The sequence below is a fragment of the Romboutsia maritimum genome (genome assembly GCF_002251085.2).
GTDB classification, from domain to species: Bacteria; Bacillota; Clostridia; order Peptostreptococcales; family Peptostreptococcaceae; genus Romboutsia_B; species Romboutsia_B maritimum.
Window position 1 is genome coordinate 69,885 of record NZ_NOJZ02000001.1, and the last position, 16,321, is coordinate 86,205.

A 16,321-nucleotide genomic window follows, 5' to 3' on the forward strand; every position below is an offset into this window, starting at 1 on the left:
ATCCTCCGTATATTCCTTTTTTATAAAAGGCTAACTTTATTTTCTTAACTTATATTTTATAGTTTACAGATTCATCCTTACATTAAGGTGAATTAAATATTGCAGATTAGTCACTATAAGTTTTATAGAATATAATATGGAACTCTGCACCTTTATTTTTCTCACTTTTAACATATACCTCGCCATTTTGGCTTTCTATTATAGACTTTGCCATAGCGAGTCCAATTCCTACACTGTCTTCTTTTGAACTACTTTTTCCTTTATAGAATCTTTTAAATATATGAGGTAAATCCTTCTTATCTATTCCTTCTCCACTATCTTTTATAATTATTTCACTATATAGTGGATTTTCTTCATAATTAATTTTTAAACTTCCATTTTTCGGAGTATGCTCTATGCAATTTTTAATTATATTAACTAAAGCTTCACTAGACCAATCCATATCTCCATTATAAGTAATAATATCATCACCACTTATGCTAAGTTCTATATTTTTAAGCTCTATTGGAATTAAACTTGGTTGAAGTGATCTTATTACTAATTCTTTAATATTTACTTTTTCAGATTTAAAATCTATAACTTTAGCTTCTACTTTAGAAAGCTTTAGCATACTTTTTATTAACCATTCCATCCTATTTAATTGCGATTTTATTTTATCTAAGAATTCTATTTTAGTCTCCTTTGATATATCTCCATACATTAAATCATTAAGTATTATAAGTGAGGTCATAGGAGTTTTTAATTGATGCGAAATATCTGAAATAGTATCATTTAAAAAAATTTTCTCATTGTTTAATAATTCTACTTTTTCTTTAAGTATATTGGTCATTTTTAAAAGTTCAGTTTTAAGAAGTCCAATTTGACCTTCTTGATTTTTATTTTTCATTTCAAATTTTTTACCTTCTGAGATATTATATATATAATTAGTCATATCTTTTATATCACTATATATACTATTAAAATAATACATAACTAAAATCATAATCAAAATAAATATAAAAGTTATAAATAATGAATTTATACTAAATATTTCTTTTATACTTTTGATTATAATTGGTTCATTTCTAAGACTTATATTTTCATTATAGTTATATTTATTTAATACTTTTTTTCCTAAATTTATATTTTCCTTTGATTGTGCTTGAGTTATTATATCTATTATTTCACTTTCTAAATTAGGATTTTTAGAAACTATAGTTCCTACTATAGCTTGATTAATTTCTACTACTTTATCTTTTATTATATTTACACTTATAAAACTAATTCCTAGAGAAATTATCATAGTAATTATAAATAAACCTATATAATTTCTTATAAAACTTTTTATCTCAACATTAGACAGAAACATGGTTTTCACTTCCATTCCACTTATATCCAAATCCTCTTACTGTAAGTATGTATTTTGGATTAGTTGAATCATCTTCTATTTTTTCTCTAAGTCTTTTTATATAAACAGTAAGAGTATTATCGTTTACAAAGTCATACGTAACATCCCATATTTTTTCTAAAATTGTAGTCCTACTTAAAGCCACATTCTTGTTTTGCATAAATATTAGTAATAACTTGTATTCAACAGAAGTTAAGAAAATTTCTTCGCCATCTTTATAAACCCTTGCTTCTAAAGTGTGTATACTCAAATCTCCAAATTTAACTACCTTTTTATTTTCTTTACCATTACCTTTTCTTCTAATTACAGCATTTATTCTAGAAATAAGTTCTCTAACTCTAAAAGGCTTGGTCATATAATCGTCTCCACCAATATCTAATCCCATAACTACATTTACTTCTTCATCACAAGCAGTTAAGAATATTATAGGAGTATCTTGAATTTCCCTGAGTTCTTTACAAAAATCATATCCACTTCCATCTGGCAACATTACATCTAAAAGAATAATGTTGTATGTATTCTCATTAATGCTTTTTCTACTACTTTCTAAATCCTTGCATATATCAATCTTAAAGCCTTCTTGCTCTAAGGCATACTTTACACCGAATGCTATTGTACTATCATCTTCTATCATAAGAACTTTTATCATAGTTCCCTCCTATTTTACGTTTATTTTCTTTATAATTATTATACAATATCTAAATTAAAATAATAGAGTGAGAGTCCATTGATATGCTCCCTTTATAAAGGAGTATATTTTTAATGTCAAAAAATATAAAAACTGATTATAAAATTAAATTAAAGGCAGTAATTAATCATAGATAAGGTAAAAAATCTTTTAGATATTAGTAAAGATCTTAGTGTATTTAGAGAACATATTCGAAGATGGGTACATAAATATGAATCATTAGGCTAAGAAGGCTTGAAAAATCAAATTAAAGCAATAAAAGACTATTTATCAAGTGAATACTCTCAATTTGATATATGTATAAAATATGAAATATCTAGTGTATTAATTCTTCAACACTGGATTATGCTGTATAATAATCATCATAATATAACTAAGTCTTATCCAGATAAAGGAAGTACACTTATAAATTATATCCAATATTTCTCAAATTACAGTTGAAAATATTTTAAAGCATATTTAGCAAACGAAAAATGGTTAACTGATGTAACTGAGTTTAAATTAGTTAATGGAAGTAAGGTGTATTTAAGTACAATTTTAGACTTAGGTGATAATATTATAGTTTTACATGTTATTTCAACGTCAAATAATAATAAGTTAGTATTTGATACATTTAAGGAGTTAAAGTTGGCAATAAATAATTATATAAAATTTTATAATGAAAAAAATCGCAAAAAAATTAAACAGACGGGCTCTATTGGACTATCGAAGTCAGACCTTAATTGCCTAAGTTTGATTATTTCCGCTATCCACTAGGCATCTCTTTATTTCTTAATCTTGATAACTTCAATTTTTTGAATTCATTGAAGTGATATTTTAAAATTATATTTATATTTATAATTTTGTCACTTTCATACTTTCTACACTTACTCATATTACTATTATGCATAATTTTTCCACAGTTTGAAAACTAAAATAATATTCTTGTAAGAAAAAAAGCTTAGTATACACTAAGCTAATTATTGGAGGCGACACCCAGATTCGAACTGAGGATCAAGGAGTTGCAGTCCACTGCCTTACCACTTGGCTACGTCGCCTTAACAATTTAATTATATTACATATTGTAAGTTTTTATAACTGTTTTTATGAAATTTAATTTATAAGTTTTTTTTAAGTTTTATTTTATTTTCAATTTATTTATATATACAATCCACTCATATCATAAACTACTTATGTAGTGGTACTTTCATATAATAATAAATTCTCATATAATTTAAGTATAAACACAAGTTTCATATTAGAAAATTCATTTTTAAATAAAAAATTTAAATATATAGGAGTGGTAACATGAAAATAGCAGTTATAATGGGTGGTATATCATCAGAAAGAGAAGTTTCTTTAAACTCTGGAAGAGAAGTATATAATAATTTAGATAGAAATAAATATGATGTTATAAAAATAGTAATAGATGATAAAAAAGATATTTTCACAAAATTAACAGATGATATTGATTTTGCATTTTTAGCTCTTCACGGAAAATTTGGTGAAGATGGATGTATTCAATCAGTACTAGAAACCATGGATATTCCTTATTCAGGATGCGGTCCCCTTTCAAGCGGCTTATGTATGGATAAAAATATAACTAAGACTATTTTAAGACACTCTAATTTACCTACTGCAGATTGGCTAGTTGTAAAATCAGCTAATGAAATTAATTTTAATAAAATTAATGAAATTGGATATCCTCTTTTTATAAAACCAAATTGTGGTGGTTCAAGTGTTGCTACATTTTTAATAAAATCTGAAAAAGAAGTATTAGATGCAGTAACTAAGGTTTTAGAAGTTGATGAATGTGCTATGATAGAAAAATATATCCCAGGTGAAGAATATACTTCATTTATACTTAACGGAGAGGTATTCCCTACTATATCTATAAAGTCAACTTCAGAATTCTTCGATTACACTTCTAAATATGGCGAAAATGGAGCTAAAGAAGAAGTTGTCTATCTTGAAAAAAACATTCAAAGTAAAATAAACGAAATTTCAAAGACTTGTTGGAATATTTTCAATTGCAAAGCATACGTAAGAGTTGATATTATTATAAGTGATAATACACCTTATGTTCTTGAACTTAATACCCTTCCTGGTTTAACTAAAACTAGTTTAATACCTAGAAGTGCAGCATCAAGAAATATAAGCTTTAGTGAATTATTAGATAAAATAATAGAATATTCTATGAAATAAATATTCTATTTAAAGTTTGAGGTGATAAATTGATATTTTCAAATCTAAAAATAAATGATAATGAACAAATTTACATTCAAATAAAAAATTATATAAGTGATATGATATCTAAAGGATTACTTCCAGATAATAGCAAGCTCCCTTCTACAAGGGAGCTTAGCCAAATTTTAGATGTAAGTAGAAACTCAATAGTTCTTGCTTATGAAGAATTAAAATCTGATGGTCTTATCTATTCTATTTCAGGTAAAGGAACATTTGCTAGTTCTAAAAATTCTCATAGTACTACATCTTGGTCTATTGATTGGAATATAATGGAGAATAAATATTCTAAGATTGCTAATGAACTAGACATTATTAAAAGCGAAGTTCCTTGGAGATCTGATTTAATTTCATTTAAAAGTATTTCTCCAAATGGTGAGTTATTTGATATGGAAGAATTAAAAAAATCCTTTTTAAATAGAATATCTCTAGAAGGTCATAAACTTCTTAACTACGGCTATGCACAAGGTTATAAACCACTTATAGATTATCTTTTAACTTATATGAATAAAAAAAGTGTAGATACTTCAAATAAAGATATTTTAATTACTAATGGATTTACAGAAGGTCTTGATATCATACTTTCTTCTTTTACTAATCCTGGAGATTATATAATTTGTGAAAATCCAACTCATAATACAGCTATAAAAATTATGAAAGCTCTTGGACTTAATATAATCGGCGTTGATATTAACAAAAATGGACTTGATTTTAATATGCTAGAAGATAAATTAAAAATTCATAAAAATAAAATTAAGTTTTCTTATGTTACACCTTCTTATCATAATCCTACTGGAGTTGTAATGTCACCCGAAAATAGATATAAATTTTATAATTTAATGAAAAAATTTAATATTGCTATTATTGAAGATGGTTTTAACGAAGAACTTCTTTATTCAAGTTCTCATATATTCCCTATATGCTCTTTAGACAAATCAAGTAATGGCGTTATATATATAGGTAGCTTTTCAAAGATTTTATTTCCTGGGCTTAGAATAGGATGGATTTTAGGTGATAAAAATGTAGTTGATAGACTTGAAAGTGTTAAAAGATGTAAAAATATACATGTATCATTTCTAGACCAAGGTATACTTTATGATTACTTATATAATGGCGGCTTTGAAAAATATGTAAAAAAAATACGCAAATTTTATGGTGATAAATTTAACTTTGCTATGGAATGTGTAGATAAATATATTCCTACAGAATACATTTTAGGAGATGGTGGTCTTCATATATTTTTAAAATTAAAAAATATAAATACTAGAGAATTATTAAATAAATGCCTCGAAAAAAAAGTAATTTTTATGCCTGGAGATATATTTTATTTAGATAGTAAAGGTTATGATACTTTAAGATTAGGATTTTCTAGGCTATCATTTAATGATATAGAAAAAGGTATTAAAATAATTGGCGAAAGTATAAAAGAGTTAGTTTATTAGTTTTTAATTTTCTAACTCTTTTATTTTTCATTATCTTTTTTTAACTAATCCATGTTCATATAATATTTCCAATGATTCTTCTAATTCTTTAGTATTTACGATTTCTAAAGATATACTAGTATCATTATATTTTTCTTTTACTAAATTTAATATTTCTATAATATTCATATTCCCTTTTATTATTGATGAATGACTATCTTTATCTCCATAATTATTATGTATATGCATATGCTTTATTTTATCACCTAATTCATAAATCCATTTATTTACACCTAAATGAGAATATACATTTACATGACCAATATCTAAACATACTGAAAAATTCGGATTATTTACTTCTGTAATCGCTTTATTTATTAAAAAATAGTCATCTTCTAATGTATTCTCTATATGAATTTGTATATCATCTAGTTTATTTTTTAAAAAATTATTCCAAAATTTATTAGAATTATTTAACCATTCTGTATTACTATATGTCTTTGGTGTATACCCATGATGGTATACAATTTTCTTTGCATTTAATGCTTTTGCAACATAATAAGATTGCTCAAATCTATAATCAGTAATTTTCCTTATCATATTATCTCTACTTCCTGGAATTAAATCAGCAAAAGGTCCATGTATTGATATATCTATATAATTCAAAATGTCACCCAATTCTTTTTTATATGATTCTATATATGTCTTTTTATCATCTAGTATAAATGGACTTGCAAATTGAACAACTTCTAATCCTACATCATACTTTTCTATTATGGGAAGTACTTTTTTAGTTTCATCTAATTGTGATATGTATATATCCATATGTCTATCGCCCCCTTAAATATATTATAGCTTATAAAAACATTTTATCTTGTTTGTTTTATGAGTTATAATATATTTAGTTTTTAGCTTTTATTAGCTAATATAAAAATAATTTTTTTAAAATATAAGGGGACTATTATGTTAAAAATAATAAAATTTTTATCAATTATATTGATAATACTATCTACATCATCTTATTTTTTATATACTACTATTTTTGATACTTCTGATAAAAATCAAACTTTAGTAGCACAAAAAAATATTATTAATGAAGATAGTGATAATATCCAAAATAAAAATTTAAAAGAAGACAATAAAAATGAATCTGTTTTTTCATTTTCTCCTATTCCTAATAATGTAAAAAATAGAATGATAGGAAAATCTATGCCCTCAAATGAGCCTATAAGCTTTGATAACCTTTCATATTTAAATTTAACATATTATGGTTTTGATGATAAAACTCATTTAGGTGAAATGATTGTAAACAAAAACGTAGCATCTGATGTAGTAGATATTTTTAAAGAATTATATGAAAAAAAATATCCAATTGAAAAAATCAAATTAATTGATGAATACAATGCAATTGATGAAAAATCAATGGCAGATAATAATTCTTCTGCTTTTTGTTATAGAACTATAGCAGGAACAAATGTAGTTTCAAATCATGGTAAAGGTTTAGCTATTGATATAAATACCTTACAAAATCCTCATGTTATAGGCAATAGTACAAGCCCTAAAAAGGGTTATATTTATGCCAATAGAGATAATATAAAAAAAGGTATGATTCAAGAAGGAGATGATTGTTACAATGCCTTTATAAAAAGAGGCTGGAGTTGGGGTGGATACTGGAAAAATCCAGATTACCAGCATTTTGAATTTAAATAAATTACATATTTTTAAAAGCAATTTAAAAGTTCTAAAATCAAATATGAATAAAAGGTGATAATATAATGAATTTAATGACATTAGAAAATATAAATAAAAGTTATTCTGAGAAAATGTTACTAGAGAATATTTCTGTTGGAATCAACGAAGGCGAAAAAATAGGTCTTATTGGAGTTAATGGTACTGGTAAATCTACTTTACTTAAAATAATTGCTGGAGTTGAAGAATGTGATTCTGGTAATATAACAAAAGCCAACAGGGTAAGGGTTGAATATCTTCCTCAAAACCCATATTATGATGAAGATGCTACTGTTCTAGAGCAAGTTTTTAAAGGAACTTCAGATGAAATGAACTTACTAGGTCAATATCAAGAAGTTTTAGAAAAACTTACAATCTCTTATGATGATAATTTAAACAAAAAATTACTATCATTACAAGAAAAAATAGATGCTCTTAATTTATGGGATTTAGAAAGTGAAGCTAAGTCTGTTCTTACTAAACTTGGTATAAATAACTTTAATAAAAAAATAAAAGAACTATCTGGTGGACAAAGAAAAAGAATCTCCTTGGCATCTGCTCTTATTACTCCTTGTGAATTATTAATATTAGATGAACCTACAAACCACCTAGATAATGATACTATTGATTGGTTAGAAGATTATCTTAATTCTAGAAAAGGTTCTTTACTTATGATAACTCACGATAGATATTTCTTAGATCGTGTTACAAACAGAATTATCGAATTAGATAAAGGTCGACTATTTAGCTATGAAGGAAACTACTCTATTTTCCTAGAAAAAAAGATGGAGCGTTTATCTATAGAATCTAGTATGGAAGATAAACGTCAAAACCTTATCAGAACTGAATTAGCATGGGTAAGACGAGGAGCTAAAGCTCGTACTACAAAGCAAAAAGCTAGACTTCAAAGATTTGACGATCTTGTAAATCAAAAAACTAATACTTTAGATGATAAACTGGATATATCTGTGGGATCTAGTAGACTTGGTAAAAAAATTATAGAAATGCATAATATTTCTAAGTCATTTGATAATAAAATACTTATAGACAAGCTTGATTATACTTTAGCCCGTACAGATAGAATTGGTATAATTGGGAAAAATGGTATTGGTAAATCTACACTTATTAAAATGTTAGATGGAAAGCTTCAACCTGACAGTGGTAATATATCTATAGGTGAAACTGTAAAGATAGGTTGCTTTTCTCAAGATGATTCTCATATGCATCCTGATATGAGAGCTATAGATTACGTAAAGGAAGCAAGTGATTATATAGAAACATCTGACGGAACTAAAATCACTGCATCTCAGATGTGCGAAAGATTTTTATTTAATGGTACTATGCAATATACTTTAATTGGTAAATTGTCTGGTGGAGAAAGACGTAGACTTCATCTACTTAGAACACTTATGATGGCTCCTAACGTTCTTTTATTAGATGAGCCTACTAATGACTTAGATATTGAAACACTTAATATTTTAGAAGATTATTTAGATGAATTTAAAGGTGTTGTTATAACAGTTTCTCATGATAGATATTTCTTAGATAGAATTTGTAACAAAATTTTTGCATATGAAGGTAATGGTAAAATTCATATATACACAGGTAACTACAGTGATTATATTATTTATAAAGAAATTCAAGGTATTGAATTTGAAGAAGAAAAAAAAGAAATAAAAACTGATAAACCAGTAAAAAAAGAAAAACCAAAATCTGATAAAAAGCTTAAATTTACTTATAATGAACAGCGTGAATTTGAAGCTATTGATAACGACATTGAAAAACTTGAACAAAAAATTGAAGCTTTAGGAGAATCAACTTCAAAATATGCTACTGATTTTACTAAACTCCAAGATATTCTTAACGAAAAAGAATCTCTTGAAAAAGAATTAGAACATAAATACGAAAGATGGGAATATTTAAATAATCTTGCAGATGAAATTTCAAATTCTAAAAATTAACTAAATTTTAAATTTGTTTAAAAGGGATATATCAACATTTTTATTGGTAATCCCTTTTATTTATTTTATAATGAATATTTTTATAAACAACCAAAATATTCATTATAAAATAAATGTAAACGTACTATTTATTATTTATCTTTCATATTGTTTATTAAGTCTAATAAATAATATTTTTAAAGGAGATGTATTATGCTAAAAAAAATTATAGTTATTTTTACTTTTATAATACCTTTTTTAGCTCTATGTTCAGGATGCTCTAATATCCCTGACTCTGCTAAAGAAGCCTCAATAACATCTAAAATTCCAATCTCATCTAATGTATCTAATAATAAAAAAGATACTTCTAAAAACAATGAATCTAATAATATCATAGCTACTATTTATACTTCTGATATAGACTCAGAAAACTTAATAAATAAAAAAGTTACTTTAAAAGAATTGACTGCGGAGTCTATATTTGAAGAACTTAAAAATTGTGATGTCGTTACTAAAGGTACTAAATTAAATAAATTTGAATCTTATATAGATTCAAGTAATAATTCTGTTGGAGTAATAAATTTTTCTAAAGAATTCTATGATTTTAATTTAGGATCTTCTTTTGAAGTTATGATGCTTGATTCAATTGCTAAAACATACATAGAAAATTTTAACTTAGATAAATTAAAAATATTAGTTGATGGACAGGAATACGAAAGTGGTCATATTTTATTTCAAAAAGATGATTATTTTATGAAAGAGTCTTTTAATTAATTTTAATTTTAAAAAAATATAAGTTTGACTTAAATTTGCAATACTACAAGCAAATTTATTCAAACTTATATTTTCTATTTTCTATTTTTTTAATCATCCTCTATATTAAAGCTGTATACTATATGATCTATAATATCTTCATAAGCTGAATCTAAATACTTGTCTACCACTATTCTTAAATCATATATTCCCCTCTTACCTTTGGCTATAAATATATAGTTACAAGTTCCATCTAACCCTTCTGAACATATTAATCTTCCTTCACAATTTCCATTATTAAAAATCACCGATTCTATACATCCCATATTATTAGCTACTCTATCTAATGATACACAATCAGTCATATTATAAGGTATTTCTATTAAAAACACTTGCATTTTTATATTAAAAATAACATCTCCATCAAATTTATCTATTGCTATAGTGTCAAAACATTTTTTATTTTTTGATTTCAATTCCGTCCAATTTTTAGGAACATCTATGCTATATCCTAAATCACTTTTCCTATTTTCAAAATCAATATCAATTATTTTTAAATTTTCACCTTTCTCTTTATGTCTTATTTCTCTAAGTATTTCTCCCGATTTTTTAAATCCATTTTTATATGATTTCATTAAATACTTCTTAGCATCCTTTAAATTTTTTTCTACACCTAGGCCGTCTTTAAACATTCTTCCAATTTCATATTGTGCCTGTGTATTATTTTTATCTGCATATTTTTTTAAATATATAAATGCCTCACTATAATTTTCATCTTCTAAAAGCCCCATTCCATTTTCAAAATCATTTAAATAGTTATACTCTGTTTCCACTACTTTTTTCAATATTTCCTTTTGATATTCTAATTCCTTTTCCCTTTTTTGCTCATTAAACATTTCTTTAAACATATCATTTATAGCCATTTTGTATACCTCCATAGCAAACATTTACTCTTATAATTATTTTATTGTTATAATTTATTTATGTTACTAAATTATGATGTATAATGATATTAGGCTTTTTATAACCCATTTTAGAGAGGAGTTAATTATTAATGAATATTTATGCACATAGAGGTTTTAGTGGTTATTATCCTGAAAATACTATGCTTTCATTTAAAAAATGCTTAGACTTGAATATTTGTGGAATTGAATTTGATGTTCATAAAACTAAAGATGAAAAACTCGTAGTTATACATGATGAAACTATAGATAGAACATTTAATGGTTGTGGACTTGTACAAGATTATACATTAAAAGAACTAAAAAATTTCAAGTCGTCAATTGAAGGTTTCGAAGATAATGATGACTGTAAAATACCTACTCTTGAAGAAGTTCTTGAACTTTTTTTACCTACAAATTTTATACTAAATATAGAGCTAAAAACTGATAATATACACTATAAAAATATAGAAAAAGATGTCATTGATTTAATAAATAAATATAATATTAAAAATAGAATTATACTATCTAGCTTTAATCCTAATAGTTTAAAAATTTGTAATGAAATTGATTCTACTATAAATACAGGTTTATTGTTTGAAATTTACAATAATCAAATACTTGACTTAGCTAAAAACTTAAATGCTAATTATATACATCCGCCTGTTAATTTAGTAACAGAACACTTATTAAATACATTTTATAAAAATAATTTTGAAGTTAATGTATATACTGCAAATTCTACTGAAGATATGATAAAATTAATTAATTTTAAAGTTAACGGTATATTTACTAACTATCCAGATAAACTTAATAATATTAAAAAAAAGTTTTAATTAATATGTTTTTTTTAAAAAAAGATTGACTTTTTAAAAAAACTACTCTAAGATTATATAAAACAACTTAAAACGACAAATTCTATGATTAAGAAAGTAAATTAAATTAAATTTATAGAGAGCCAAGGTTGGTGGAAACTTGGTAATGAAGTTTAATTGAAAAGAGCTTATGAGAATATTATCTGAACTTAAGTACGATAATAGGTTATCTCGCCTTAAGAGATTTGAGTGGATAAAAATTTATTTTTTATCAACGAGAGTGGTAACGCGGAAATATTCGTCTCTTGGTCTTTTGACCAAGGGACTTTTTTAATTTAATTAAATTTTAGGAGGATATGAATAATGGAAAATCCCATACAACCTAATTTAGGTTCAAGTAACAAAAACTTTTTTAAATTTTTTATACCGTCGCTATTTGGTCTATTTTTATTTGTTATTCCAATGCCTTACGGTAATATTATTTCTTTAGAGGGACTCTCACCTTTTAATATCGGTATCGGCTTTTTAGCTGAGCTTATAAAAATTTTAGCTGCCGATTACCTTAATAACATTGCCTTAGCTGTTATAGTTTCATCTGCAATACTATCTGTACTGAGCAAATTTATAAATATTAAAAATGAATTTTTAAGAAATTTACTAAATGTATCACCATTTTGGTTAGCATTTAGAATACTAGGTGCTATATTTATAGTTATGACTATATTTAAAGTTGGTCCTAAATTTATTCATTCAGAAATAACAGGACAAACTATGCTTGGTCTTTTACCTAGCTTACTTGCCATATTCTTAGTATCTGGATTTTTATTACCTTTCATTGTAGACTTTGGATTAATGGACTTCTTTGGTGCTATGATATCTAAATCTATGTACAAATTATTTAAAGTTCCTGGTCGTTCTGCTGTAGATGCAGTTTCTTCTTGGTTAGGAGATGGTACTCTTGGTATTATGATTACGAATACTCAATATAAACAAGGTTTCTATACTGCAAAAGAAGCATGTATAATATCAGTTTGTTTCTCATTAGTATCGCTTCCATTTTCAACTGTTATAGCTGACCAACTTGGATTTATGCCACTATTCGTTCCATTTTATGCTACTGTTTGTATAGCATCATTAGCCTGTGCTTTAATAATGCCTCGCATATATCCATTAAAAAATTTTACTAACAATACATTTAACAACATTCCTCATTTAAAAGAAGATTTAGTACCTGAAGGAGTTAATTTGTTTAAATTTGGTCTAGAAAAAGCTATAGATAGATCTGAAACTGCACCATCTTTAAAAACTATAATTATTAATGGATTTAAAACAGTTGTAGATATGTATTTAGGATTATTGCCACTAGTTATGGCCTGGGGTACTTTAGCCTTAATGGTTGCAGAATTTACACCATTTTTCAATATAATATCTGTACCGGTTATATTTGTACTAAATCTTTTAAATATACCAGATGCCGCTCAAGCTGCACCTGCTGTACTTGTAGGATTTACAGATATGTTTTTACCATCTATCATGGTATCTGCAGATGGTATAAGTGAAGTTACTCGTTTTATAGTAGGTACATTGTCTATAACTCAATTAGTATACTTAACAGAAACCGGAGCCGTTATATTAAAATCAGATATTCCACTTAATCTAAAAGATTTATTTTTAATATTTCTAACTCGTACAGTAATATCTTTACCAATTATAACTTTAATTGCAAAATTTATTTTTATATAAATAAATTTTAATATATGTATCAATTTACAAATTTAAAACATAATATTTATAGAAAGAAGTATTCGACACTTGCGGATAACTTAATCTTTCAAAAGCTATCTTTGAATTTTCTATTTAAAGATAGCTTTTTTTCTGTCTTTACATCAGTCTTGACTTTTGTAAATTTAATACGTACAATTTTATTAAATCTAATAAGGAGGCATTATATGAATAATTTATTAAAAGAACTCAATTCTTTAAACAACAATTTAAATAATCTAGATGTAGAGTATATTTCTAATTTAAATTTAGATAAAACTAAACTTTTCATAATTGATATGAATAATGGATTTGCAAAATGTGGAGCTTTATACTCCCCTCGAATAGAAAATCTTATAAATCCTATTTCTTCATTTACAAAAAATTTATCTTCGACTATAAAAGAAATAATAGCATTTACAGACTCTCATACTAAAGAATCTATTGAACTATTAAGTTATCCTTCTCATTGCCTTTTTGATAACATTGAAAGCGATGTTGTAGAAGAAATTAAAAATATTGATAATATTAGAATTCTACCCAAAAATTCTACTAATGGATTTTTTGCTTTAAAAGAAATTTCTTTTGATGATGTTGATAATATAATTATAGTTGGTGATTGTACTGATATATGTATTTATCAATTTGCAATAACATTAAAATCTTATTTTAATCAAAACAATATGAATAAAAATATTTTAGTTCCTATGAACTTAGTTGATACATATGATATTCCTAATACTCATCCTGCTGAGCTTTTAAATATTGTGTTTTTTAATAGTATGATTCAAAATGGAATTAATGTTGTCAAAGAAATTATTTTAGATTAATGATTCTAAAAAAATAGCTATATCAAATTAAAATTATTTTATTTTGATATAGCTTATTTTTTATTTAATAATCATATTGTGTACTATTTTCGCACATAACTACTCTTATTTTTTTATTAAACATGTTTTTATATGATAGTAAAAATTCGTTTAATTCAGCATCCATAAGATTTATTTTTTTATCACTATACAACATTATTTTTTCTTGGTCTATTATTACAGTTACGTCATTTATATCATTTTTAACAAATGTAGTTATACAACTTTTAGGTTGTATCTTTTGTCCATATTTTTCATAAAAACCAGTGCTTTTTCTAATAGCTTCTATTTCTTCATTTGTAATATTTTCTGGATTTAAATTTTCAAAACCTGATACAGAGGGATTTATTCCAAAGCTTTTAAGCTGTTTTTCAATTTCCTCAGAATCCATTCCATACCTTTCCATAAATTTCTTTTGTATATTCATAAATTTCTCTTGAGATATATTATTATCGTTCATATAATCAAATATTTTCCTAGAAAATTCTGCCATAGTCATACTTCCATCCATAACTGAAAAATATAAATTATATATATATTGTTCAAATTTATCTACATCAGTATCTTTTACTTTATTTTTTAATTCATTAAAATCAATTATTCTATCGTCAGACATATCTACTCCTCCTAGCTAAAGTTTTACTTGTATAAGATTATATCATATTTTATAACAAATATTTATATCACATTTACTTTGTATATATTAAGCTTTTTTAGTATATTTATATACTTATCTCCTAAATTTAATTGTTTTTTCTGATGCATTTAATATGCATTCACCTCCTAATGGAATGGTTATCATTGGCATACAATGCCCTGATTTAATATTATATACCGAAGGCTTATTATACTTTAATGATATTTCCTTTAAAATTTCAATTATTTCACAATCATCAGGACTGCTCTTTATACAATCTTTAAAGTCTCCATATATAATACCACTACAATCTTTAAATTTTCCTGCTAAGTCAAGATGCGTTAACATTCTATCTATTCTATAAATATATTCTCCTATTTCCTCTATAAATAAAATTTTGTTTTTCGTATTTATTTCATATTCAGTTCCAAGCGTAGATGCTAAAAGTGATAAGTTACCACCTACTAAAATTCCTTGTGATATTCCCCTACAAAATGTTTTAATTTCTTCTCCTTTAGGATTTCTTATATTCAATTCTCTTTTGAAATTTATAGTTTCTATCAAAGATTTGTAAGTAAAATCATCCCATTCAATTGATGTAGATGCCATTATTCCATGGTAAGTTGTTAAATTGCATTTTTGGTTAAATGCTATATGAAGAGCAGTTATATCCGAAAATCCAATAAATATTTTAGGATTCTCACTTATAATTTTATAATTTATCATATTTAAAATTCTAGTTGAACCATATCCACCTCTCAAACACATAATTGCATTAATACTGTCGTCTAAAAACATCTTCTCTATATCCTTAGCTCTTATATAATCTTCTCCTGCTAAGTAACCTTTATAATTTAAATAACAACTTTTACCTATATTAACCTTGTATCCATATGACTCTATTTTTGATTTTATTTCTTCTAAATTACCTTTCTTCAAAGGTCCTGATGGAGCTACTATTCCTATAGTATCACCTATTTTCAATCCCCTTTCATTTATCATATTAATTCCCCCTGGCAATAAATATTTTTTATAATTTTATAAATATTTACTCATTTTATTACACTATCTATATATACCCTAACATCATATTTTGATACTATAACTAAATACTATATTATTTAAATATTGTACTATATACTTTTTTGTATTATTTAT

The 16,321-nt window shown here is 25.1% G+C and carries 17 protein-coding genes, 1 tRNA gene and 1 other annotated feature; of the genes, 10 read left to right on the forward strand and 8 right to left on the reverse strand.

Going from position 1 to position 16,321, the window contains the following annotated elements; translation table 11 throughout:
* Positions 1 to 106: 106 nt before the first annotated feature.
* Together CHF27_RS00320 and CHF27_RS00325 are read right to left on the reverse strand one after the other, a co-directional pair.
* Positions 107 to 1,348, reverse strand: a complete 1,242-nt coding sequence (locus CHF27_RS00320; protein ID WP_095404960.1) for a sensor histidine kinase — start codon at positions 1,346 to 1,348, stop codon at positions 107 to 109.
* Positions 1,335 to 2,036, reverse strand: coding sequence for a response regulator transcription factor (locus CHF27_RS00325; protein WP_095404959.1), 702 nt, complete (start codon positions 2,034 to 2,036; stop codon positions 1,335 to 1,337). The genes CHF27_RS00320 and CHF27_RS00325 overlap by 14 nt, the downstream gene beginning before the upstream one ends.
* Before the next feature lie 273 nt (positions 2,037 to 2,309).
* Here CHF27_RS00325 and CHF27_RS14095 point away from each other — a divergent pair, with 273 nt between their 5' ends.
* Both CHF27_RS14095 and CHF27_RS14550 read left to right on the forward strand, forming a co-directional pair.
* On the forward strand, positions 2,310 to 2,516 hold the full coding sequence (locus CHF27_RS14095) for a hypothetical protein (RefSeq protein ID WP_147294066.1): 207 nt from the start codon (positions 2,310 to 2,312) through the stop codon (positions 2,514 to 2,516).
* Positions 2,517 to 2,594: 78 nt separating this feature from the next.
* The gene (locus tag CHF27_RS14550) at positions 2,595 to 2,831 is read left to right on the forward strand and encodes an IS3 family transposase (protein WP_115975844.1); all 237 of its coding nucleotides are present in this window, start codon (positions 2,595 to 2,597) and stop codon (positions 2,829 to 2,831) included.
* On the opposite strand, the gene CHF27_RS14355 is transcribed toward CHF27_RS14550, so the two are convergent.
* Together CHF27_RS14355 and CHF27_RS00335 are read right to left on the reverse strand one after the other, a co-directional pair.
* Entirely contained in the window at positions 2,821 to 2,964 is a 144-nt protein-coding gene (locus CHF27_RS14355; RefSeq protein WP_199533595.1) for a hypothetical protein, read from the reverse strand. The genes CHF27_RS14550 and CHF27_RS14355 overlap by 11 nt on opposite strands.
* A gap of 74 nt (positions 2,965 to 3,038) precedes the next feature.
* Positions 3,039 to 3,112, reverse strand: a tRNA-Cys gene (locus tag CHF27_RS00335).
* 250 nt (positions 3,113 to 3,362) lie between these two features.
* Between CHF27_RS00335 and CHF27_RS00340 the strand changes: the two genes are divergently transcribed.
* Both CHF27_RS00340 and CHF27_RS00345 read left to right on the forward strand, forming a co-directional pair.
* Complete coding sequence (locus CHF27_RS00340) at positions 3,363 to 4,259, forward strand: D-alanine--D-alanine ligase (protein ID WP_095404958.1); 897 nt, start codon at positions 3,363 to 3,365, stop codon at positions 4,257 to 4,259.
* A 29-nt stretch (positions 4,260 to 4,288) separates the two neighbouring features.
* Positions 4,289 to 5,740, forward strand: a complete 1,452-nt coding sequence (locus CHF27_RS00345; protein WP_095404957.1) for an aminotransferase-like domain-containing protein — start codon at positions 4,289 to 4,291, stop codon at positions 5,738 to 5,740.
* 30 nt (positions 5,741 to 5,770) lie between these two features.
* Here the strand turns inward: CHF27_RS00345 and CHF27_RS00350 are convergent, their stop codons facing one another.
* Entirely contained in the window at positions 5,771 to 6,544 is a 774-nt protein-coding gene (locus CHF27_RS00350; protein ID WP_095404956.1) for a sugar phosphate isomerase/epimerase family protein, read from the reverse strand.
* A gap of 138 nt (positions 6,545 to 6,682) precedes the next feature.
* Between CHF27_RS00350 and CHF27_RS00355 the strand changes: the two genes are divergently transcribed.
* From CHF27_RS00355 to CHF27_RS00365, 3 genes are all read left to right on the forward strand, one after another.
* Complete coding sequence (locus tag CHF27_RS00355) at positions 6,683 to 7,429, forward strand: M15 family metallopeptidase (protein ID WP_095404955.1); 747 nt, start codon at positions 6,683 to 6,685, stop codon at positions 7,427 to 7,429.
* A gap of 65 nt (positions 7,430 to 7,494) precedes the next feature.
* Entirely contained in the window at positions 7,495 to 9,408 is a 1,914-nt protein-coding gene (locus CHF27_RS00360) for an ABC-F family ATP-binding cassette domain-containing protein (protein ID WP_095404954.1), read from the forward strand.
* A 192-nt stretch (positions 9,409 to 9,600) separates the two neighbouring features.
* Entirely contained in the window at positions 9,601 to 10,161 is a 561-nt protein-coding gene (locus CHF27_RS00365; protein WP_095404953.1) for a GerMN domain-containing protein, read from the forward strand.
* Between the two features lie 89 nt (positions 10,162 to 10,250).
* Here CHF27_RS00365 and CHF27_RS00370 read toward each other — a convergent pair whose 3' ends face one another.
* Positions 10,251 to 11,063: a tetratricopeptide repeat protein gene (locus CHF27_RS00370; protein WP_095404952.1), complete on the reverse strand. Its 813-nt coding sequence runs from the start codon at positions 11,061 to 11,063 to the stop codon at positions 10,251 to 10,253.
* Between the two features lie 131 nt (positions 11,064 to 11,194).
* Here CHF27_RS00370 and CHF27_RS00375 point away from each other — a divergent pair, with 131 nt between their 5' ends.
* The 3 genes from CHF27_RS00375 (at position 11,195) to CHF27_RS00385 (ending at position 14,487) form a co-directional block, all read left to right on the forward strand.
* Positions 11,195 to 11,917, forward strand: coding sequence for a glycerophosphodiester phosphodiesterase (locus CHF27_RS00375; RefSeq protein ID WP_095404951.1), 723 nt, complete (start codon positions 11,195 to 11,197; stop codon positions 11,915 to 11,917).
* A gap of 75 nt (positions 11,918 to 11,992) precedes the next feature.
* Positions 11,993 to 12,205, forward strand: a binding site (T-box leader).
* Between the two features lie 54 nt (positions 12,206 to 12,259).
* Complete coding sequence (locus CHF27_RS00380; protein WP_243444912.1) at positions 12,260 to 13,639, forward strand: YjiH family protein; 1,380 nt, start codon at positions 12,260 to 12,262, stop codon at positions 13,637 to 13,639.
* A gap of 206 nt (positions 13,640 to 13,845) precedes the next feature.
* Positions 13,846 to 14,487 (forward strand): isochorismatase family protein, encoded by a 642-nt coding sequence (locus CHF27_RS00385; RefSeq protein WP_095404950.1) that lies wholly within the window; start codon positions 13,846 to 13,848, stop codon positions 14,485 to 14,487.
* A 64-nt stretch (positions 14,488 to 14,551) separates the two neighbouring features.
* On the opposite strand, the gene CHF27_RS00390 is transcribed toward CHF27_RS00385, so the two are convergent.
* Positions 14,552 to 15,142 (reverse strand): DUF3867 domain-containing protein, encoded by a 591-nt coding sequence (locus CHF27_RS00390; protein ID WP_095404949.1) that lies wholly within the window; start codon positions 15,140 to 15,142, stop codon positions 14,552 to 14,554.
* A 114-nt stretch (positions 15,143 to 15,256) separates the two neighbouring features.
* Entirely contained in the window at positions 15,257 to 16,165 is a 909-nt protein-coding gene (locus CHF27_RS00395; RefSeq protein ID WP_095404948.1) for a S66 peptidase family protein, read from the reverse strand.
* Positions 16,166 to 16,321 lie beyond the last annotated feature (156 nt).

Bases quoted from the DNA above. Each gene is read 5' to 3' on its own strand.
- CHF27_RS00320 (WP_095404960.1), bottom strand. From the start codon at position 1,348: ATGTTTCTGTCTAATGTTGAGATAAAAAGTTTTATAAGAAATTATATA.
- CHF27_RS00375 (WP_095404951.1), top strand. From the start codon at position 11,195: ATGAATATTTATGCACATAGAGGTTTTAGTGGTTATTATCCTGAAAAT.
- CHF27_RS00380 (WP_243444912.1), top strand. From the start codon at position 12,260: ATGGAAAATCCCATACAACCTAATTTAGGTTCAAGTAACAAAAACTTT.
- CHF27_RS14355 (WP_199533595.1), bottom strand. From the start codon at position 2,964: ATGCATAATAGTAATATGAGTAAGTGTAGAAAGTATGAAAGTGACAAA.
- CHF27_RS00325 (WP_095404959.1), bottom strand. From the start codon at position 2,036: ATGATAAAAGTTCTTATGATAGAAGATGATAGTACAATAGCATTCGGT.
- CHF27_RS00370 (WP_095404952.1), bottom strand. From the start codon at position 11,063: ATGGCTATAAATGATATGTTTAAAGAAATGTTTAATGAGCAAAAAAGG.
- CHF27_RS00355 (WP_095404955.1), top strand. From the start codon at position 6,683: ATGTTAAAAATAATAAAATTTTTATCAATTATATTGATAATACTATCT.
- CHF27_RS00390 (WP_095404949.1), bottom strand. From the start codon at position 15,142: ATGTCTGACGATAGAATAATTGATTTTAATGAATTAAAAAATAAAGTA.
- CHF27_RS00360 (WP_095404954.1), top strand. From the start codon at position 7,495: ATGAATTTAATGACATTAGAAAATATAAATAAAAGTTATTCTGAGAAA.
- CHF27_RS00350 (WP_095404956.1), bottom strand. From the start codon at position 6,544: ATGGATATATACATATCACAATTAGATGAAACTAAAAAAGTACTTCCC.
- CHF27_RS00340 (WP_095404958.1), top strand. From the start codon at position 3,363: ATGAAAATAGCAGTTATAATGGGTGGTATATCATCAGAAAGAGAAGTT.
- CHF27_RS00395 (WP_095404948.1), bottom strand. From the start codon at position 16,165: ATGATAAATGAAAGGGGATTGAAAATAGGTGATACTATAGGAATAGTA.
- CHF27_RS00385 (WP_095404950.1), top strand. From the start codon at position 13,846: ATGAATAATTTATTAAAAGAACTCAATTCTTTAAACAACAATTTAAAT.
- CHF27_RS00365 (WP_095404953.1), top strand. From the start codon at position 9,601: ATGCTAAAAAAAATTATAGTTATTTTTACTTTTATAATACCTTTTTTA.